23 protein-coding genes are annotated in these 21822 nt (G+C 27.0%); 4 read left to right on the top strand and 19 right to left on the bottom strand.

The window, feature by feature from the left end; all coding sequences use genetic code 11:
• Positions 1-152: 152 nt before the first annotated feature.
• The 6 genes from JOC62_RS09525 to JOC62_RS09500 form a co-directional block, all read right to left on the bottom strand.
• Positions 153-473 carry a hypothetical protein gene (locus tag JOC62_RS09525; protein ID WP_207758169.1) on the bottom strand — a complete coding sequence of 107 codons (321 nt, stop codon included), beginning with the start codon at positions 471-473 and terminating at the stop codon, positions 153-155.
• Positions 474-596: 123 nt separating this feature from the next.
• On the bottom strand, positions 597-968 hold the full coding sequence (locus tag JOC62_RS09520) for a hypothetical protein (protein ID WP_204595033.1): 372 nt from the start codon (positions 966-968) through the stop codon (positions 597-599).
• Positions 969-1138: 170 nt separating this feature from the next.
• On the bottom strand, positions 1139-1363 hold the full coding sequence (locus JOC62_RS09515) for a hypothetical protein (RefSeq protein ID WP_204595032.1): 225 nt from the start codon (positions 1361-1363) through the stop codon (positions 1139-1141).
• A 182-nt stretch (positions 1364-1545) separates the two neighbouring features.
• Complete coding sequence (locus tag JOC62_RS09510) at positions 1546-2856, bottom strand: M20/M25/M40 family metallo-hydrolase (protein ID WP_204595031.1); 1311 nt, start codon at positions 2854-2856, stop codon at positions 1546-1548.
• A 25-nt stretch (positions 2857-2881) separates the two neighbouring features.
• The gene (hydA, locus tag JOC62_RS09505; RefSeq protein WP_204595030.1) at positions 2882-4264 is read right to left on the bottom strand and encodes a dihydropyrimidinase; all 1383 of its coding nucleotides are present in this window, start codon (positions 4262-4264) and stop codon (positions 2882-2884) included.
• 345 nt (positions 4265-4609) lie between these two features.
• On the bottom strand, positions 4610-5650 hold the full coding sequence (locus JOC62_RS09500) for a hypothetical protein (RefSeq protein WP_204595029.1): 1041 nt from the start codon (positions 5648-5650) through the stop codon (positions 4610-4612).
• 210 nt (positions 5651-5860) lie between these two features.
• Here JOC62_RS09500 and JOC62_RS09495 point away from each other — a divergent pair, with 210 nt between their 5' ends.
• Complete coding sequence (locus JOC62_RS09495) at positions 5861-6697, top strand: deoxyribonuclease IV (RefSeq protein WP_204595028.1); 837 nt, start codon at positions 5861-5863, stop codon at positions 6695-6697.
• Positions 6698-6901: 204 nt separating this feature from the next.
• Here JOC62_RS09495 and JOC62_RS09490 read toward each other — a convergent pair whose 3' ends face one another.
• The 4 genes from JOC62_RS09490 to JOC62_RS09475 form a co-directional block, all read right to left on the bottom strand.
• A complete protein-coding gene (locus JOC62_RS09490; protein ID WP_341534801.1) occupies positions 6902-7735 on the bottom strand; it encodes an MBL fold metallo-hydrolase in 834 nt (277 codons plus the stop codon).
• A gap of 190 nt (positions 7736-7925) precedes the next feature.
• Positions 7926-8501 carry a GNAT family N-acetyltransferase gene (locus JOC62_RS09485; protein ID WP_204595026.1) on the bottom strand — a complete coding sequence of 192 codons (576 nt, stop codon included), beginning with the start codon at positions 8499-8501 and terminating at the stop codon, positions 7926-7928.
• Positions 8502-8553: 52 nt separating this feature from the next.
• On the bottom strand, positions 8554-9099 hold the full coding sequence (locus tag JOC62_RS09480) for a 2'-5' RNA ligase family protein (protein WP_204595025.1): 546 nt from the start codon (positions 9097-9099) through the stop codon (positions 8554-8556).
• A gap of 140 nt (positions 9100-9239) precedes the next feature.
• Positions 9240-9938 carry a 5'-methylthioadenosine/adenosylhomocysteine nucleosidase gene (locus tag JOC62_RS09475; protein ID WP_204595024.1) on the bottom strand — a complete coding sequence of 233 codons (699 nt, stop codon included), beginning with the start codon at positions 9936-9938 and terminating at the stop codon, positions 9240-9242.
• Positions 9939-10327: 389 nt separating this feature from the next.
• Here JOC62_RS09475 and JOC62_RS09470 point away from each other — a divergent pair, with 389 nt between their 5' ends.
• Both JOC62_RS09470 and JOC62_RS09465 read left to right on the top strand, forming a co-directional pair.
• A complete protein-coding gene (locus tag JOC62_RS09470) occupies positions 10328-10816 on the top strand; it encodes a hypothetical protein (RefSeq protein WP_204595023.1) in 489 nt (162 codons plus the stop codon).
• Between the two features lie 355 nt (positions 10817-11171).
• Positions 11172-11516, top strand: coding sequence for an SdpI family protein (locus JOC62_RS09465; protein ID WP_204595022.1), 345 nt, complete (start codon positions 11172-11174; stop codon positions 11514-11516).
• 299 nt (positions 11517-11815) lie between these two features.
• On the opposite strand, the gene JOC62_RS09460 is transcribed toward JOC62_RS09465, so the two are convergent.
• On the bottom strand, positions 11816-12271 hold the full coding sequence (locus tag JOC62_RS09460; protein WP_204595021.1) for an immunoglobulin-like domain-containing protein: 456 nt from the start codon (positions 12269-12271) through the stop codon (positions 11816-11818).
• A 498-nt stretch (positions 12272-12769) separates the two neighbouring features.
• Positions 12770-12916 carry a hypothetical protein gene (locus JOC62_RS09455; protein WP_204595020.1) on the bottom strand — a complete coding sequence of 49 codons (147 nt, stop codon included), beginning with the start codon at positions 12914-12916 and terminating at the stop codon, positions 12770-12772.
• 461 nt (positions 12917-13377) lie between these two features.
• Between JOC62_RS09455 and JOC62_RS09450 the strand changes: the two genes are divergently transcribed.
• The gene (locus tag JOC62_RS09450) at positions 13378-14172 is read left to right on the top strand and encodes a hypothetical protein (RefSeq protein ID WP_204595019.1); all 795 of its coding nucleotides are present in this window, start codon (positions 13378-13380) and stop codon (positions 14170-14172) included.
• 49 nt (positions 14173-14221) lie between these two features.
• Here the strand turns inward: JOC62_RS09450 and gloA2 are convergent, their stop codons facing one another.
• From gloA2 to JOC62_RS09415, 7 genes are all read right to left on the bottom strand, one after another.
• Positions 14222-14605, bottom strand: coding sequence for an SMU1112c/YaeR family gloxylase I-like metalloprotein (gene gloA2 / locus JOC62_RS09445; RefSeq protein WP_204595018.1), 384 nt, complete (start codon positions 14603-14605; stop codon positions 14222-14224).
• Positions 14606-14747: 142 nt separating this feature from the next.
• Positions 14748-15764, bottom strand: coding sequence for a serine hydrolase domain-containing protein (locus JOC62_RS09440; RefSeq protein ID WP_204595017.1), 1017 nt, complete (start codon positions 15762-15764; stop codon positions 14748-14750).
• Between the two features lie 212 nt (positions 15765-15976).
• Positions 15977-18055, bottom strand: coding sequence for an ABC transporter permease (locus JOC62_RS09435; RefSeq protein WP_204595016.1), 2079 nt, complete (start codon positions 18053-18055; stop codon positions 15977-15979).
• Positions 18055-18810 carry an ABC transporter ATP-binding protein gene (locus tag JOC62_RS09430; protein WP_204595015.1) on the bottom strand — a complete coding sequence of 252 codons (756 nt, stop codon included), beginning with the start codon at positions 18808-18810 and terminating at the stop codon, positions 18055-18057. Before JOC62_RS09430 ends, JOC62_RS09435 begins: the two co-directional genes overlap by 1 nt.
• Positions 18811-19058: 248 nt before the next feature.
• A complete protein-coding gene (locus JOC62_RS09425; protein WP_204595014.1) occupies positions 19059-20072 on the bottom strand; it encodes a sensor histidine kinase in 1014 nt (337 codons plus the stop codon).
• On the bottom strand, positions 20047-20736 hold the full coding sequence (locus tag JOC62_RS09420) for a response regulator transcription factor (protein WP_204595013.1): 690 nt from the start codon (positions 20734-20736) through the stop codon (positions 20047-20049). The genes JOC62_RS09425 and JOC62_RS09420 overlap by 26 nt, the downstream gene beginning before the upstream one ends.
• Positions 20737-20998: 262 nt before the next feature.
• On the bottom strand, positions 20999-21634 hold the full coding sequence (locus JOC62_RS09415) for a pentapeptide repeat-containing protein (RefSeq protein WP_204595012.1): 636 nt from the start codon (positions 21632-21634) through the stop codon (positions 20999-21001).
• Positions 21635-21822: the final 188 nt, after the last annotated feature.

Below are 21822 nucleotides of genomic sequence, written 5' to 3'. Positions count from 1 at the left end.
TTTAATTTATACATTTATATTCTTTGGATTTAACCATTAAAAGTACCAATAAATTATGATTTATTAAATACTGGAACTATTAATATAACATTTTTATTAAACAATCAATTATTACTACTTTTTATAATTTAATTTCTCAAATAAATTAGAAATTACTTTCTCTTAACGTTCATCCCTACAACCATTCCACCAAGCATTCCAAAGCAGATACCATAAGTAAGAGCACTTGTCCCAACTGCCTCCATAAATGCTGAACCTATTACTATACCAAAACACATTCCAAGACTCATTCCAATTGACATATAATCTTCTTCGGTATTTTCTTTTTCCTTCACAACATTTGTATCTTCAAAATCATTTTGACTTTCTGTAGTATTTCTACTTTTCTTTTTCTTACTGAAATTAGTTAGAACTACTGCAATAGTGATTCCAAAAACTACCCATGGCAAAGCCGCTAAAATAAAATCTGTCATAACTTCTCCCCCTGTAACTCTTATAAAAATTTTTCCTTAGTAAATTAATATTTCTTTTTCCCTATGTAACACGCTACTTGTGAACTAGTCTTTCTACATAATATATACAAAAATATATTATTTTTAAAAAGCATATATAAGAATTCCTATAATTATAAGCATCAACCCAAATGTTCTTGTAATAGTTATACTTTTCCTTGCCCCAACTAACTCTATAAAACCAAAAGTTGTATAGGGATAATTTATTATTGTCAAACCAAAAGATATAAAAGGTAAAACGAATCCCCATACTCCATTTAAAAAGCAACTAAATATAGATATAATGCAGCTAATTATTATTAATAATAAAAATTTATTTTTGTTTTTCTTTATATCATTATAATATTTATTAAATCTCTTCTCACACTCATCACAGCATGTGCACAAAGTGATATTATCTATAGATACTTTTCTACTAGTTTCTGTACATCTCTTTCCACAGTAAATACAATTCAAAAGCCACCATCTCTTTCCTCTTATTTCCATTGTATCTTAAATATTATTTATTATCCAACAAACGTTTCTATCATATTAATAATTAAGTTTATTTATAAATATTATTTTACTTAGTAAACTTATTAAAAACCGAAATGTTATTTATCTTTTAGGGAAATATTAACAATATTTTATTCTTTTTTAAATTCTACAGCAACAAGATAGGCAATACCTATTATTAAAGAAATTATGCTTAATATATTAAGAGTTGCCCCTACATATTCCAACATAGCACCAAATAATTCAGCATTCCATGATACAACATTAGATCCGAATATTGCAGCGCTTATATATTTTGTTGAAAATAAAATTGCTGATATTAAACAAAATACTGACCCTGTAAATCGTCTTCCCATACTTACCTCCATATTTATTAATGAATAAGTTATTACTATTACTCTATATTTTATATATTAATCACACCATCCATAAACATATGAATCTTATTTTCAATAAATAAAAATAAGGTAAATTATATTAATCTATAACTTACCTTACTTTTACTTATACATATATATTTGATTGCTGTATTAAAGAATTATTTAATATGACATTCCTCTTTTGATACTTCACTAAGAGATAAGAATATACTAACATTACCTGCTAATGCCTTTTCCATGAAGTCTATTCTAGCTCTATCTACAGGTCTATGACAATAAAATTCTTGCATTGGTGAATATCCAATAGCTGGCTTCTTATCTCTTCCTGCTATAACAGATAAATCTGTTCCAAAATCCCAATAGCCATACTTAACTTCTTGTCCTACATTCTCTAAAGCTTTAGCTGCTGCCTTTACAAATTCACTATCTCTATCAATCTTCCACGCCTCTTTAATATTTGGTACCTCAACAGTTTTTCCTGTATAAGTTGTTCTAGGAACTGATGCAACTTTAACATTAGCTCTAAAATCTTTGTCCTCCTTTGAAAGTTTATCAATTACACCTTGTATTTGCTTTATACAATCTTTATACTCCTCCCCTGGGATAAATCTTCTATCATAAGTTATATAACATCTGTCAGGAACTATACACATAGAACCAGGTGTACAATTAATAATTGTTAATGCTATACTTGATTTTCCTAGATGCTCATCTTTCTTTGCATTTTTACTAACAACCTCTTCAATTTTATCTATGAGCTTTGTGGATTTATTAACTGCATTTACTCCAAGCCAAGGGGCACTGCCATGTGAGGTCACTCCTTCAACTGTGACTAAAATTTCAACCCGTCCTCTATGTCCTAAATATAACTTCAAACTTGTTGCTTCACTTGAAACAACTCCATCATATTCTATTCCTCTTTCTTTAAAGGTATTATCTAAAAGCATTTTCATCCCTAACTGTTCAGCTGGTTCTTCAAGTACAACTCCTGTAAACATATATCTTCCTTTAAATTTAAATCCCATTTCCCTAAGCTTTATCAAAATGCCTCCTGAATATATTTGACATGCTCCACCAACTTTAACATCAGCTGCTGCCCTTCCATGTATAACTTCTGTTTTCTCTATTTTAATTTGGTCCTGATCAAATATCTCACAGATATCTATTTCTCCTCCATAAGGATCATATCCGCCCCATTCACTTAAATCTCCTGTATCCACATGATCTAAGTGGGAATTGTACATTATTGTTCTACCATCTTCTTCTCCATTTATTATCCCAACAACATTTCCAAAATCATCTCTAAATACCTCATCATAACCTAATTCTTTCATTTCTTTTATATAAAGATCTGCAACTCCCTTTTCATCTCCTGAAAGAGCTGGCACTTTTAAAAGCCTTTTTGCAAAGTCTACAGCCATTGGATGCATATCCCTTGCAAGCCTTGTTATTTCTTCATATATGTTCATAAAAAATCCTCCTCTAATTAGTAGTTTATAAAATTATAGGAGAATTTCTCCTTAAGAACTCTCCTCTTCCAATCTTTCCAACAAACTCACCTTTATTTGCAATAATTTCCCCTCTGCTTAATGTAACTTCTGGAAATCCCTTCAGCTTAAATCCTTCATAAGGTGTATAATCTACATTTTCATGAAGCTTTTCTGAAGTAATATCGACTTCTTTTTTAGGATCAAAAATAACTAAGTCAGCATCACTACCAACAGCTATAGTTCCCTTATTAGGATACATTCCATAAATCTTTGCTGCATTTGTTGATGTAACTTCTACAAATTTATTTACACTAATCTCTTTATTAAGAACACCATAAGTATATAAAAGAGCCATTCTAAGCTCTATTCCAGGTGCTCCATTTGGAATTTTATCAAAAGATTCCTTTCCGAGTTCCTTTTGCTTCATAAAAAATGGACAATGATCTGTAGCAACAACTTGAAGTGTATTATTCCTTATAGCCTTCCATAAGTATTTAAAATTCTCTTTATTCCTAAGAGGTGGAGACATAACGCATTTTGCTCCTTCAAATCCATCCTTGAAATACTCATCTTCTGATAACAATAAATATTGAGTACAGGTTTCACCCATTATAGGATATTCTTCCTCCCTTGCTCTAGCTATTTCATCTACAGCTTCTTTGCAAGTATTATGAACTATATATAGTGGTGCCTCTGCCATCTTAGCAATTTTGATAGCTCTTCCTACAGCCTCTCCTTCAACTAGTGGCCCCCTTGATATAGCATGATATTTAGGCTCTATCTTTCCTTCATTAAGTAATCTTTCCACATTGCATTTTATAATATGAAAATTTTCAGCATGTACACAAGTAAGTCCACCACTTTCATTAACCTGCTTTAAAGTTTTAAATAGGATTCCATCATCTACTCTCATACCTTCATAAGTCATAAACACCTTAAAACTTGGATACCCGTCCTTAATCATTAATGGAATTTCATTTAGAATTTCATCATCCATATGAGTTATATTCATATGAATTCCATAATCAATTACAGCTTTCCCCTCTGCTTTTTCTCTCCAAATCCTTGCAGTTTCTTTTAGATTGGCACCCTTTGGTTGAACTGCAAAATCAACTATAGTAGTTGTACCTCCACAGGCCGCGGCTATGGTTCCGGTTTCAAAATCATCACTTGAAAAAGTTCCACCAAAAGGCATATCTAGATGAGTATGTGGGTCTATTCCCCCTGGAAATATATATTTCCCTGTGGCATCAATGGTTATATCTCCATCCTCATCTAAAGAAATACCTATTTTATTTATCTTTCCCTTTTTTATTCCTATGTCACCTCTAAAAATGTCGGTAGCAGTTATAATAGTTCCATTTCTAATAATAGTATCAAACTTCATATAATCTCCTCCTTAATTAATATTTAGTTAAACATAGCACGCTACCATATTTACATTATATCAGTTATATGTAAATGTCTTCCTGAACTTAAATATCAATATCCCTCATTATATTTGACTAGTAGTCAATTATTCTCTTTTTTATAATACATATATAGATTTTCTTCAATTTAATCCACTTTTCTCTATATATCTAGATATCTAGTTTTTTTAAACTTTATTTTACTATACTAAAAGAACTCAATTTAATAGTTTTTAATAAGAAACTTAGTACTCTCAGATAAAAAAGAGAGATTAAAAAATCCCTCTTTGCTCTATTTACTAAAGTTATCTTTATTTATTATCTTATCCTTTATAAGGTCTTATAGTTTCTGAAACTTTAATAGGTCCTATCTCACCTGATGAAAGAGTTGCAAACTCATTTATATTTGGATCATCTGGAGGGATATTAAAGTCCATTGGGCCACCAACTGTAAATACTTTTCCTCCAACACTCACTGTTCCTCCATCAACAAAATCACTTTTGTCACCTTTATATATCTTAACTAAAAGTCCACCTTCTCGTGCTTTGTTATAATATATAGTCATTCCATCATTGACATACTCTATTCTATACTTACCTCTATAGCTTGCTGGTAGATCAAATTGTATCCCCAATTTAGGAGAAACAACATGAATTGAACCTCCTTGAGTGGTGCCTTGTAAAGGTATATTAGTTGCAGCAAAACTATCTATAGACTTTGCTTTTGCCTCTTCCTTGGCTTTTTCAGCTTTTTCTTTTGCTGCCTTTTCCTTTACTTCTTTTTCTTTTTGTATCTTTATATCTTCTTCTTTTTTCTTTTGCTCTTCTCTTATCTTTTTCCCTTCACTTATAATATTATCTATCTCTTTTTTCTGCTCATCTGTAGCATATGCTGTATCTATTTTTATTAAGTCCTTCTTACCTTCTTTAAACTCTTGAGTTTTTAATATTTTTTTATTTTCTTCTATATCTTTTGATGCAGTCTCTATTCCTTTTTGAGCTTTATCTATATTATCTTTAAGATTATCTATATCTTCCTTTATAGAATACTCTTCATATTCCTTTGGTATTTCATCTATGTACTTTTTAGCCTCATTATAATCTTTTTTATTATAGCTTTCATTTGCCTTTTCATAGGTTGAAATTATATTTTGAAGTAATTTAATATCTGAATTTTTATCATATATATTTGCAGCTGCTTGCAAATCTTTAAGTGCCTCATAATAATTTTTATTATCAATAGCTTGCCTACTTAGAACCAAGTACTTTTTATACTCCTTATATTTATAACCTAATATCCCAGCTGTTAATACTATAACTACAGCTAATCCCCCTATTATTAAAGTTAAAGTCTTTTTCTTCATATATTTCCCCTTTTAATTTATTTAATTTATAAAACACATGGTTATTTTATTATATATAGAATCTATTTTCTATATTTCACATTTTATTGTGCAATTTTTTAACAATACTAATGAAAGTTATCCTAATCTTAATTTGTATATTTAATAATTATATATAGCCTTATTGGGAACAATTATTTATATATAAATTCATTTTAAGGAGACATAAAAATGCTAGTAATAGGTTCTCATTTATCAATTGCAAAAGGATTTACAAAGGCAGCAGAAACTGCTTTAGAAATGGGTGCAAATACCTTTCAATTCTTTAGTAGAAATCCAAGAGGAAGTAATTCTAAGATTCTTGATGAAGATGATATAAAAAAGTTTCAGAAAATAAGAAAAGAAAATAATTTTGGTCCTCTATCAGCTCATGCACCCTACACTATGAATCTTGCAAGTGCAAAGGATGAAGTGTATGAATTTTCAAATAGAGTTATAAAAGAAGATATACAAAGAATGGATTCACTCTCAATAGAATATCTTTGTATGCACCCCGGAAGTCATATAGGTTGTGGCATTGATACTGGAATAGATAAGATAACAAATGGTTTAAATCAAGGTATAACTAAAGATCAAAATATAACAGTGCTTTTAGAAACTATGTCCGGAAAAGGTACTGAGATAGGATTTAAATTTGAACATTTAAAAAGAATATTAGATGGTGTACAACTCGATGAAAAATTAGGAATATGTCTAGATCTTTGCCATGTATTTTCTGCCGGATATGATATAGTCAATAACCTAGATAAAGTTCTTGAAAATTTCGATAAAATTATAGGACTTAATAATCTAAAAACAATTCATTTAAACGACAGTAGGATGCCCTTTGGGGCAAATAAAGATAGACATACAACAATAGGTGATGGTCAAATTGGGATGCAAGCTATAATTAATTTTATGTCTCATCCTAGTATAAAAGGTAAACCATTTTTCTTAGAGACTCCACTTGAACTAGAAGGTCACAAAAAAGAGATACAAACTTTAAAAAATATTTTAGGTTACATTTAAATTATAGCTTAGCCTATGATCTTCTTATACTGATGTACCTACTTTAAGTAAATTATTTATCAAAATATTTTTCTACTTATCATAGAAAACATATTGTAATAAAAAGAGATAGTAAGACCTTAATCTTACTATCTCTTTTTATTACATATCTATACTTTTAAAAATATAATAAAAGCACCTTAGATATCATATCTACATTAAATTCTAAATATTTATAATACCCCCAGTTGATAAATACTTAATCTGTTCCCCAAGTTCATCTCTTAAAATATTAAAAGCTCTTATCCCAGTGCAATGACAAGTATAAAATTCAGTATCTTTAATAGCTAAAATATCACCTATAGCTTTAATTAATTCCTTACTCTCATGCTTTCTCATTGCTGGATTAAATAGATGGAAACCACCAATTACAGTATTTAGGTTTTGTCCTACTATTTCTTCACCTTTATCTAAGATGTTTACTATTCCATTATGAGCACATCCAGTAATTAATGTATGTCTATCATTCTCTGTTATTATTAGATTTTGCTCATGTTTAAAATTATCCTTAATATACTTATTGTCAATCTTCATAAGTAATGAGTTATTAGCTTTTGCTACTAACTCTCTCCTTGATACATTTGAAAATAAATATAGCTCATCATCTATCTTCAAATTTTTATCTACAAATATAATTCTATCATTAAATTTATTAGAAATATCTAGTCCTATAAAACCTTTAAATATACCAAATATAGATACATAATGTGGCATAAAAGCATTTCTATTAATATATATCTTTGCTTTTTTATTTTCCTCTAAAAATGTACTAAGTCCTCCACCATGATCCCTATGCCCATGAGATATAATTACTATATCTATATCTTTTATATCAATATTTAACTTTTTAGCATTTTCAATAAATAGATCATCTGATCCTAAGTCAAATAATATATTATGATTTGAAGTTTTTATATTCAAACATAATCCATGCTTGCACCTATAGTCAGTTGATACAGTAGTATTCTCTACTAATGCTGTTACTTTCAAATATTTCACCTCTACCAATAAAATTTTATTATTAATTCTAATTAATTTATATTATAAGTACAATCTTTCAATTCCATAAATTTTATATATTTTTATTTTCTATATAATTTAGTATCATAAATAAATTTCTATATTGAGATGATATTATTAATAAAAGGAATGTCAATTTAACATCCCTTTTATTAATACTTTATATAAATTAATCAATAATATTCCTTGCTTTTTCCCATTCCTCCTTAGAGATTTCATAAATTTTCACATCACAAACTCCCTTATCATTAGGTATTTCAATATCCTTTAAAGTTTCAACATATTCCATTCCACTCTTAGCCATAACTTTGCCTGATGCACCATTTCTTGTATCATGCCTTGCTGTTATCTTATTAAAATCAACTTCTTCAAATAAATAATCAATTACAGCCTTTAAAGATTCAGTCATTATTCCCTTGCCCCAATATTTCTTTGACATACAGTATCCTATATCACAAGATTTATTTTCTTCATCAATTTCTACCACAGCGATACTACCAATAACTTCATTCTCATCTTTTAAGTTGATAGCCCAATTGTAATTATCACGATTCTTATATTCATTAATCCACAAATTTATTAATGAGTTTGTGACACTTAAATCACCATGTGGATTCCATGTTAAATATTTTGTAACTTCAGGATCATTAACCCAGTTCTTAAAAGCAGCCTTGCTATCTTCTAACTTGAATTTTTCTAATGATAGCCTGTTTGTATATATTCTTTGAGTACCTTTGTGTATCATTCTCATCATCCCCCTTTAATTCTATATAATATATTTTCATATAAAACTTACGTTACTCATCACTTAAATCCACTTCCATCTCAATAATAGAGTCTTCATTTTCATCAATAATTTCAACAGAAACTTTATCCACTATTGTCTCAAAACTTTTTTTAATAGATTCAGAATCTTTAAATGCTTTATTTAAAGATTCTCTTGAAGTAAAACTACCTATAGTCATATGAGGCATAAATGTTTTTTCATTTAACCACTCTGGTTTATATGCTTCTAAAATTCCAGTGTATAATTTTTCATTTAATTTCTTTATTTCCTTATTACCTTGTTTTATATCTAAAAATAGATACATTCCTAAAGCATTATCAATCTTTATTATTTCTTGTAAAGTTAATCTAAAACATCTTGTCCCAGAAAGAACTTTTTTCAAATGTTTCTTAAGTTCAATTGATGTAAGATTACTTTCAAATGTAAATACCAGAGTAATATGAGGCCTAACATGCTTCGCAAGTGGATCATATCTTTCTCTTATTTCATCTATTATATTAATATTTTTAAATTGTGGAAATATCATTATAGTTCTTTTTTGAATATTGAATCCCATCTTAATCTCCCCTTTTTCACCTATTATTATTGTTTTATTACACTTTAAAAAACCATTCCTATTATTATAATAAAGAGAATTGGTAAAGCAATTAAATAGATTTCTTGAATTTTATCATCATAAATATAAGAGACTATTAATTATTCTATAAATCCAGTTATAGTCTCTAACCATTTCTTTAATACATAAATAGAATTATGTGATGCTTTGCTACAATTTTCTTCAAAGACTTCTATTCCACAATCTCCTTCAGTATCTGTTATTGATCTTATTGCTATAAAAGGAATCTTATTTACATAACACACATGTGCAATGCCCCCAGTTTCCATATCTACACAAAGTGGATTATACTTAGAAACTATCTCTGTCCTACCCTCTTTAGTTATAAAAGCCTCTCCTGTAACTATCCTACCTAATACTACTTTCTGATTAAATTTATTTTTCTTTATTATATCCTCACATATAGAAAGCATCTTATTATCAGCCTTAAAATATATATTTTCCATCCATGGATGATACTCTGTTAAAATTGCTTCATCCACATCATGATATGCAACTTCTGTTGATATTACAGTATCACAAACATTTAATCTCTCATCAATACCACCAGCTACTCCAGTTATTATAATATGAGTAACATCAAACTTATCTATTAATACTTGAGTTGCTATTGCCGCATTAACCTTACACACTCCACAGTAAAGTGCTACGACATCTACTTTTCCATAATTCCCACTATAAAATTTCAATCTAGCAAAATCATCTACTTCCTTATTCTCTATACATTCTATAAAAGGCATAATCTCGCCTTCTGATGGTCCAACAATTCCAATTCTCATAAAACTTCCCCCTTAAATTACCTAATAAATTTATTCCATATTTTCCAGTAATGTATTAATTATAATCCTATATCATATAAAAATTCTATCTATTTTATATAGATTTAAAATTTTAACACTAATACTTAAATACTCTTTTTAAAAGGCTTTGTTTTAAATTATTGTGTAGTAAAGGTAATACTATAAAATTAAAAGTAATGTAAGTGTAAAGTGGTTGGAAATTAAAAAGATTAAGCTTGTAAGACAATGAAAATTTCACTGATGGGAAAGTGATTAAAGCAAAATAATAGAAAATATTTTTAATATATATTTTTTAAAAATCAGTTTAGTATTGAGACACCACTGTACTTATTATACAATAAAGGTAAATTAAAGTGAGGAGGGGTTCTTTGAATAAGAAAATTAGTATATTTATTATTTTACTTACTGTAACTTTATTTTTAGGATGTACTGCTATTACTAAGAAAAATATTAATGAAAAAAATATTAATACTATGACTATTACAGAAAAAGATGAAGAGACTATTAGGGAATATATCGACAATAAAACAGAAAATGATATAGTTGTGAGTGATGAGGAGACATATAGTGCTTTTAAAATTTTAGGATCAAGTGATAATGAAATATATCTTTGGGTTTTAAAAGAAAATGAAAGTGGTGGTGGAGGTTCTGTACCTCTAGTATTGGAAATTAAAAAAGAAAATGATAATTTAAATATATTGTCATACAAAATGCCAGGCTCTGGTGATGACTATGGAAAAGATATAAAAGAGATGTTCCCAAAAGGAGTACAAAATAAAATATTTAGTAAACCAGATGCCCACAATGAAATGATAAATGAATTACAGAAAGAACTACAAGAAATAAAGAGTAAATAGCTATATATAAATATAGAATTAATTTACAACATTAATTCTATATTTTAAAGTTAATCTGCATTTTTATTTTAGGCTGTATTTTAAGTGTTAATTACGATGTACTTACAGCTCTACCTGAAAATCAACACTAGTTTAAAGCATATCCTTTATTTAATGTAAAACCCCGAATAAATTTGTAAACGTTATGTACAAGTACTTAATCTAAATAAATGATGATTAACAGCATAATTTCTCTTATGAAAGCTAAATTTAAGGAATTTATCATTAGATAAATAATACTGAAATTCAGTATAATATTTATATACAAATACTGGATAATAATATGGAATAAAACATTTTATTTCAGGGGGTTTTTATGGAGATTTTTTTCTGGATTGTAGATTTAATAATACCATTAACGATGATAATTGTAGGTAGAACATATAGTATAAATCCATGTAAACAAATAAATAGTTTATCTGGTTATAGAACAACACGATCTATGTCATCTAAAAAAGCTTGGAACTATGCAAATCATTTGATTGGAAGGATATGGGGTGTATTAGGATTAGCCTTATTAATTTTTGTTGTTATTCTAAAAACAAATTCTCATATGAAACCTGAATATCTAAGTCTTATAAATACAGGGCTCGGAATATCAGCACTAATAATTCCTATACCTTTTGTTGAAAGCAAATTAAAATCAAAATTTAATATATAAACTATATAAATCCTTTAAAACTATAAGGAGATGATAATCTTGATTTCTTTAATAGCTGGCTTTATATTTATTTTCTTTAGATTCATACTAAGGAGATATCCACCTGAAAATATAAATGGATACTAACATAAGTATCCATTTTCTATTTACTTGATAACTTAACTAATAAAATAGCACTATAATACTTAGATTTTTTATTTTATTTCTTTATCCTTTTATATACGAATGACTTTCCTATCATAGCATTCTTTGCTTAATTTATAATCAATTAACATAGTAGATAATCTTATATCTCAACCTTACTTAACATTAAATTCTATTGATACTAATACTTCATTTCCATTAGAATAAAATTTATCTATTAATCTATATCTTCCACTTTCTAATTTTCCATAGTAATCCTTTAATAAAATCTTCTTCTCTGTTTTATCTTTTTTAGGCATTATATACCCTATATCATTCCACATTACTTTTTGCGAAATTGGAACTACATACCAAGCTCTATTATGATTTATTTCTAGATGAGTTTCTTCACCATAACTATATTCTATATCAGAATTATTCGTAAAAAGTAATGTTATATCTTTAGTATCAGTGGTTATTTCAGTCTCCTTTATACTTACTGATATCTCTTTACTTTCTCCTATATCTCCATACTTAGATTTCTCTAATTTGCTAAAATTTATTTTTTGAGAACAAGATATCAATGTAACTAGTATTATTAATAAATAAGAAACAAGTGAAATTCTCTTCATACATCTACCCCTACATTTATTTAAACATCTTATAATTGTAATTTTATTACATATAATAATTATATAATATTCTAAAGAATTAATACTTAATTTATAGAATATTATAGTAAATAAATGTGAAACCCATTAACATATTTTAATATATATCTTATAAAGAAAGGTTGTTATAATTATGAAATCTACCACTTGCTTTAAGTGCAGAAAAGAAATTCCATTATCAAAAAAGTTTTTTAATTTAAGTAATTCCTGTCCTTTTTGTAATTCAAAACTTTCACTTACTTCACAGTTCAAAATTTTATACTTAGCTATTTTATTACTTCCAAATATACTTTTAATTTATTTAAATAACTTCAAACTCGCTATAACTTGGTCACTTTTATGTATCTTTATAATCCAACCTATTCTTCAAACCTCAAAAAAATAAATTTATATAAAAAAACTTCTGCATAATCAAATACAGAAGTTTTTATTTTATCTAGATTTTAATATTTTAGTAATTTAGGTATTAAAAAACCACCCATTACTGTAAATAAAGCCATATAAAATTAAGATCATAATTGATATTAAAATTATAAGCTTTAAAACCCTTAATGTCTTAAGTCTTCTTCCAATCTCAATATTAGAACTATCAATATTCTTAACCATACTACTCATCCTACTTTAAATAATTCTAAATTTCTTTATATTAAAAGTAATATAAAGATTTCTCCAATAAGTTTTAAACTTATATCTTTTTATTAAATTTTAAAAACCATACTACTCTTCTAAATTCTAATAATTATATAGTAACTATATAATTAGAACTCTACCTCTTAACCTGCTTTCCGTAATAAATATACTTCCAAAGTTAATTATAGTCTGTAAATTTTTTAAAAACTTATGATATTAATTTTAATATTTGATTAATAAATAGTAAATTTAATATCTAGTATTAGTTTTAATAATTAGTTAATATTAAAAAATTTCATCTTATATTATTTTATATTGTATAAATCTAGAATTAATAATATTACAGGGATATCTTCAGTAATTTGCATTCATCACCAAAATATTTGTGCAATCATATTATAAGCAGAGTAAATAATTACATTCAAGGAGATCTATATATGAATAAAGGAAGTTTTAAAATTACTATGAAAAAAGGAGAATTATTTTTAAAATCAACTAAAGGTAAATTTATAATGGGATTAATTATTAGCTTAGTTATAGGAATTATTATAGGTAATATAGTAAGCTCTCCTTCCCAAGATGCAGTTAATGAAGTACAGGTATTAAAATCAAATATTAATACTGCTGAATTAGAAAAGAAAGAGCTCGAAAAGGAGATTAGAAATCTTCAAAAAACAAATAAAGAATTACAAGGGAAAGTAGATGAAGCTAAGCCTTGGTTCGATAAAAAAGAAGAAGAAAGAAAAATTGAAGAAGAAAAACTAGCAAAAGAAAAGGCTGATAGAGAGCGTAAAGAAAAAGAAGCTGCTGAAAAAGAAAAAAAGGCTGAGGAAGAAAGACTAGCAAAAGAAAAAGCTGATAAAGAGCGTAAAGAAAAAGAAGCTGAGGCTAAAAGACTAGCAGAAGAAAAAAAAGGATACAATACAGGAATAACATATAGTAATTTAGCTAGAAATCCTGAAAATTACCAAGGAAAAAAAGTTAAATTTACAGGTAAAATTCTTCAAGTTATGAACGGTGCTGGATTTAAGCAAGCTAGATTAGCTGTTGATGATAATTATGATACTATTATATTGATAGAATATACGGATGATATGCTAAAAGGAAATCTTTTAGAAAATGATACAGTTACTATTATGGGAACTTTCTATGACTTAGTAAGCTATACCGCAGTTATAGGCAACGAGATAACTATTCCATGTATTAAATGTGATATAATAGAAATTAAATAAAGATTTCTTTAAAAGGCTTTCCTACAATAGGAAAGCCCTTTTTTAAGAGCTATAATTCATATAATTCTAATGGAAGCCCATCTGGATCTTCAAAGAAGGTAAATCTACGTCCTGTAAATTCATCTATTCTTATAGGTTCAACTAAAATATTATTTGTTTTTAATTCTTCTACAACTTCCTCTATATCCTCAACTTCAAATGCTAAATGTCTAAGCCCACAAGCCTCTGGATAGCTTGGTCTTTTGGGAGGACTTAGGAATGAAAATAATTCTATTTGGCTATCTCCTATTTTAAGATCAAGCTTATACGAATCTCTCTCTTTCCTATAAACTTCTCTTATAACTTCAAGCCCTAATATATTAACATAAAACTTCTTAGACCTTTTATAATCTGATGCTATTATTGCTGTATGATGTATTTTATTAAGCTTCATATTATACCCCCTTGAATAATTAATTAAATTCCTAATTTTCATTATACTTTTTCTTACTAATTAATTCATCTAAAAATAAGAAGACTATATAAAATATCAATGGGTACCATTTTGCTTTCATAAATATTTATTTAATATAATTTTAATGGGTTCCAAATAATTGACTTTGTATATCACTCATAATTTTCCAAACATCATCACCAAAATTACTTACAATTGTAATAAGAATATTCTCATCTAATTTATAAGTGCTAATAAAGCTAACACCTGGGTCGCAGCCTGTAAAATATGGCAAACTATTATCTTTAGAATTCTTATTTAGCCAAATACCATACCCGTAATTATCATCATGCTCACAAGAACTTTGTACACTTAACATTTTTTCTGTCATGTCAGTTGATAATAATTTATTAGATAATAATGCATTCCAAAAACACTCAATATCTCCAATAGTAGTAAAGGCTCCACCAGCGCCTGTCCCTTTTACTTCAACACTAAAAATATTAGTATAATATTCTTTTCTATCTTCATCAAAGATATAATTATTTGCACATTTTGCTGGTAGCCTATCTAATTCATAATATCCTGTGCTCTGCATATCTATAACATCAAATATATTTTCCTTAAGATATTGATCAAAAGGCTTTTTAGTAATAGCTTCAATTATTAAACCTAGTACAACAAACCCTGTATTATTATATTGAAATCTTTCACCTTTAGTATACATCATAGGCTTTGTAATAAATAATGGCAATAAATCTTCTGATGTTCGAATTTTATAATTAGGATAATCTATCCACAATTCTTCATAGTTATCCATTACGCTTTCATCAAAATAATCTGGAATTCCAGACTTATGAGTAAGTAATTGCTCAATTGTTATATCTGGATCAATATCATGTAAATCAAAATTTAGCAATTTACCAATAGTATCATTTAAGTTTAATTTTCCTCTTTCAACAAGTTGTAAAATTGCTACTGCTATAAATACTTTTCCAGCAGATGCAGTTGCAAATTTTGTATCTATTGTGTTTGCTACTTTGTTAGCTAAATCAGAATATCCATAAGCTGATTCAAAAATAGTAGTACAATTTTTCTGTATAGATATACACCCATTAAAATCACCTTCAATAATTATATTAGTATCAATATCTCTCATATTATCTCCCCCTTAATAACCCTTAGATTTCTATCTTTCATTATACCTTTTATTGCCAGCTAGTTCATCTAAAAATAAAAAGACTAGATAAATTATCAATTGGTTCTGTTGATAAAATATCTAATCTTTTTCATAAATATCTAAAATATTCTCAAGATTTATATAATTAATAATCTATTAATTTCTGACATACAGTATATTAAATTAAAACCTTAAGAAATAGTTTCTCTAATACATTTTTTTCTACTTATTAAATAAGCAATGAATTGAATAATCGCTCCAATTATAAGTATGAACATTGATTTTTTCATGATAGTGTCTGTCATTCCTGAATTATAGCTCATAAGATATAAATAATATATCCCCATTCCTCCGCCTACAATAATAGGCACAAAGAATACTATTGCAAGTTCTTTGCTAATTATAGCTTTAACTTCTTTTTGTAATATACCAATTCTAGTTAATGATGTTATTCTCTCTTCTTCTTCATTTATATCTGATAAAACCTTATAGTATAAAACTACCCCACTTGCTATTACAAATAATAATCCTATAAATATCATAGTAAAGAATATTATTCCACTATTATCAAGTTGTAAACTTATAAGCTCCTCTTTATAAATAGGTCTATATGATTCTTTAATTCCTCTTTCATCATATGAATATTTTCCAAACAAACTACCATCAGCCCAAAATGAATTATCAAGGTTATTTATATTCATTAGATATCCAAGTAATCCTTCAAAGGCTTTATCTCCATTCTTAATATTAATTAGGTGTAATTTTTTATATGACTTTTCATTAGAATTATTTTTTAACAGTTCATAATCTTTATCATCTAAAACAAGTGCATTTCCTGCGGCATAATCTGCACCATGTCTAAAGTTCGCAAATTGCACATTACTTCTTCCACTTATATTATCTCCATCTAAATATAGGCTTTTAGACTCTCCTGCAATTTTCTTATACTCATCTTTACTTAATTTATATCCATTCTCTGCTGATACATCTTGTATTTTTTGTAATTGATCTTTATCCATAATAGTTAATATAGATGATGAAAAATCTACTACTTTTTCATCTAATGAACTTATATAAGTAGCTTCACTTGGTTTTACATCTATCTCCGTTCCCATATGCTTATTATAATTTGTCTCACTTACTATAGATTCCTTATCACTATTATATGTCATCATACCATCATCCTCTTTAAACCTTGGTACTTCTACATACTCTAACACATCATACTTCTCCATTTTCCCATTGTTATCTTTTATTACTTCTTTAACCTTATCCTTATCAGCTTTATTATATTGAGCTGTTTCAACAAACATAATATCATAAGGATTTCCTATATCAGTAAACTCTCTAACTGATGTGTACATAGAGTAACTATACCCAACAAAGAATGTTGCACCAGCAATTAAAAGTGATACCATATACAGTATGTTTTTATATGCTGTAAATCTATGAGATAGGTTTGATAAAACCAATAAATTATTATTATATAATTTAGGGAATCTACTTAATATATTTTTTACTACAGCTATTCCAGAGCCTATAACCATATATGGACATATTAAAGTTAATCCTACAAAAATTGCAATCATATAGGATTTTCCACCTAATATTTCTCCAAGCATAACCTTAGGTAAACAGTAGCATGATATAATTAATACCCCCAAAGATATTAATCCTATAAGCATATTAGATTTACCTGCTTCCTTTTTCTTTGAAGACTTTATAACATCTATTATTGATACTTTTTTTATATAAAATATATTAAATATAAAATTTCCTATAAATATTAATGCAAAAATTCCTACGCTAAGTAAAAAGCTCTTATAATTAAGTGAATATGGGATTTCAACACTATTTAACACCTTATTTAATCCCATATAAAATAATCTTCCAAGTATAGCTCCACTTAAAATACCAGTTCCTAATGATGCTAACATTATTCCTAAGTTCTCTACAAAAATAAGCTTAGTTAAATCCTTTGTTGTCATACCTAATGTTAGATACATTCCAAACTCTTTTCCTCTATTCTTTAAGAAGGACATGTTAGTATAAGTAATGAAAACTATAGAAAATAGTATAACCCCAAATAGTGCCATATTAATTGTTTCATATAATGATGTTTTTCCTATACTATCTACTACTTCATCATTAAATAATAAACTTCCATACATAAATAGCATGGCTATAATCATTGAATTAACAAAATAAAATGATATATATTTATTAAAATTATAAATAAAATTTTTACGTACTATAGAAGAAAACTTCATTAGTTTTGTCCTCCTATAACACTTTGAACCTCAAGTATTTTATCAAAGAACTTCTTTCTATCACCATTTGATGTAATTTCCATTTTGATTTGTCCATCTTTAATAAATATAATTCTCTTACAAAAAGATGCTGCAAAAGGATCATGAGTTACCATTAAGACTGTACTATTTATATCATTATTCATCTTACTCATTGTATTCATTATATTATTAGCTGACTTTGAATCTAAATTTCCAGTTGGTTCATCTGCAAATATTATAGAAGGATCATTTATTAAGGCTCTTGCAGCTGCTACCCTTTGTTTTTGTCCACCTGAAATATGATATGGATATTTATTTTTTAAACCTTCAATATCAAAAAACTTCATAAGCTCACTAACACGCATTTTAATATTTCTTACATTCTTTTTATCTAAAATAAGTGGTAAGCCTATATTCTCTTCTAACGTCAAACTATCTAATAAGTTAAAATCCTGAAAGATATATCCCATATTTTCTCTTCTAAATAAAGCTAATTTATCTTTTTTCATATTACTTATATTTTTATTATTTATAATAACTTTTCCTGATGTACTCTTATCTATTCCTGAAAGAATATTAAGTAATGTTGTTTTACCACTACCACTTGGACCCATTATCCCAACAAATTCACCCTTATTTACTGATAGATCTAATCCATTTAAAGCCTTAACCTCTTTCGCTCCTTTATATGAACTATAAACTTTAGTTAAATCACATACTTTTAAAATCTCCATACTTTTCTCCCTTTCTCTATACCAAAAATTATATTTATTTTCTATTTATAATCTTAGTATAAAGGGGAACCCATAGCTCTCAAATGGATTCCCCTTACATAACCTTACATTTTTGAAAGGTTTATAATTATTTAATAATACTTTTATACTTCCATTAATCTAAAGTATAATTTAAATACCTGTTTCTAATTAGCTTTTATAAATTATAAATATTAATTAGAAACATTGTAACCCTATTTCTATTAAACTTAGATAACACTTTCATTTCTAAATATAATTCTAACTGTTGTACCTACCCCTGATTCAGATTCTATATCAACATTATGCCCAAGTTTTTCCCCTATTATATTCACCATATAAAGACCAATGCCGGTTGCACTTCTATCTTCTCTTCCATTATTCCCCGTAAAGAATGGATCAAATACTCTCTGTAAATCCTCTTCTTTTATTCCTATTCCACTATCTTTTATAAATAGTTTTATTGTGTCTTTTTCTTCTATAGAAAATATCTCTATTTTATTTCCTTTTTCATTTTTTGAATACTTTATAGCATTAGATATTATTTGCTCTAACATATATCCACACCATTTCTTATCAGTATAAACAAATATATTTTTATCTATAGAAACCTTAGGAAATACACCCTTATATATAAAATCTCTCTTTTTTAAATTAACTACACTGTTTATTAGCTCATTAAGATTACACTTACCAGTTACATAATCCCTTGAGAAATCATCTAATCTTATTACATTTAAACACTCTTCTAGATTCTTCTTAAGCATATTATTTTCTTCTTTTATATCTTTAATATATTTATTACTTCCTATATCTAAATTGCTTTTTTCACATGCTAAATCTATTACAGTTATTGAAGTTTTCATATTATGAATCCATTTAGAAAATACCATATCTCTATTTTTCACTTCTTGTCTCAATGTATATATCTCATTAAGATAGTTCTTATGTACATCACTAATTACATTTAATATTTCTTCTTCTCTGTAATTAACATCTGCATTATTATAATCAGGACTTACCTTGCTATCTTCTAGTTTCTCTATAAATCTTTTATATGATATAACTTCAATAATAAAATATACAATTATCACAGTTATGCTAAGTATTAGTGGATATAAGGTTTCGCTATCTTTAAAAAATAAATAGTAAAATAATAATATTATAGAGGTGTTTATTGAAAACATTAATAAATCTCTACTCTTTATCTTAAATACTCTAATTATCAATTCCATTAAAGACATACCCAACTCCTCTTTTTGTTACAATAGAATTCTTTATTCCTAAATCACTTAATCTCTTCTTAACTCTAGTCATATTAACAGTTAAAGTATTATCATCAACAAATGTAGTGTCATCCCATAAAGCTTCTAGTATCTCTTCTCTAGTTACAACTTTATTTTTATTATGTAATAGTATATTTAATATTCTATATTCATTCTTTGTAAGCTCTATTATCTCTCCCTCATACTTTAATTTCATACTTTCATGAATTAAATTTAAGTCATTCTCATCTATATAATTTGTAATGCTAGAATCATCTTTATACTCACTTACTCTTCTTAATAAAGCATTAATTTTGGCAAGTAATATCCCTATAACAAATGGCTTTGTCACATAGTCATCTGCCCCAAGTTCCATACCTCTTATCTGCTCTCCCTCTTCACTTCTAGCTGAAAGTATTATTACTGGAGTTTTATACTTTTTCCTTATCAGTTTTAAGAAATAAAATCCATCAAACTTAGGTAAATTAATATCTAATATTATTAAGCTTGGACTTATCTCCTCAACAGTTTCCATGACCCTTTCAAAATCATGTATTACTGTTACATTGTAGTCATAGGCTTCTAAGTATTCACTAATATATTGTTTTAATTTAATATCATCTTCAATCAATAAAATCTCCATCTTAAACCCCTTTATAGCTTAATACGCTCAAGCTCAATTTTACTATATTTTACCATAGCATTTTACATAAATAAACAATATTTACTCCTAATTAAATTATTTTAAAACCTATACCACCCATTACTACCATTGATAATAATTAAGATTTAACCCTACTGGTAAATAATACTTAAATACTGTATAATTACTATTTTTTATTTATACAATTCTATCTCAAAATAAAAAAGATTAGATAAAACATCTAATCTTTTATAAATTCTTATTACTTATTTAAATATCTAATTATGTAACTTAAAGTATGGAAATCTCTATCTAATTCTGTTTGTATCTTATTTAACCCTTCAATTAAAGTTTTTTCATCAAAGTTTTCTAATAAAATCATTAGATTAAGTAAATGTATGTCTCCATCTTTTGTATCTAAAATTCTTGCCTTCTTAACGAATTCATTTTCCATTGCACCTAAAACTGCATTCCTTAATTCTTCGCTAATTTCTATCTTTGGCATTTCTTCAAATATTCTAATCTCTTTATTGCTTCTATCTAAATTTTTAGCAGTCTTTAAATCAGTTCCTAAGAATACAACATTTTTAAATGTTGCATCTTTAAAGTTAGCACCATCTAATTTTACTGAATCAAATATAGTATTTTCAAATACTGCTTCTTTAAACTTACTTCCCTTTAAGTTTGCACCAACAAATTCTGCTCCCTTAAAAGTACCATTTAAGAAACTACATGATTTAAAATGTGCTCCTCTAAAACTTACATAATCAAAATTTGATCCTGAAAAATTACAATTGTAACAATTGGCTCTTTTCATATCTGCATACATAAAATTCTTATCTTTTTTCTCTGTATTATTATAATGGAAATTTCCATTACCATTTTGGTTTCTAGCCATATATTTACCTCCATCGAAAATATAATAGTTTATATTTCAAACTAAATCATATATATAATTCATCTAAAAGTCAATTTAAAGTAATATTTTAATGTTTCGATATGTTTAAGAATAATGTTGAAAATAAGATATTTAAAAAGGACCAATGAATTATTAGTCCTTTTAGTTCGTTATTTTTAAGATTGTTT

Source organism: Clostridium sardiniense (assembly GCF_016907995.1).
In the GTDB taxonomy this organism is placed as follows: domain Bacteria; phylum Bacillota; class Clostridia; order Clostridiales; family Clostridiaceae; genus Clostridium; species Clostridium sardiniense.
Note: the sequence above shows the minus strand (reverse complement) of the source record. Positions and strands in the feature narration are given on the sequence as shown.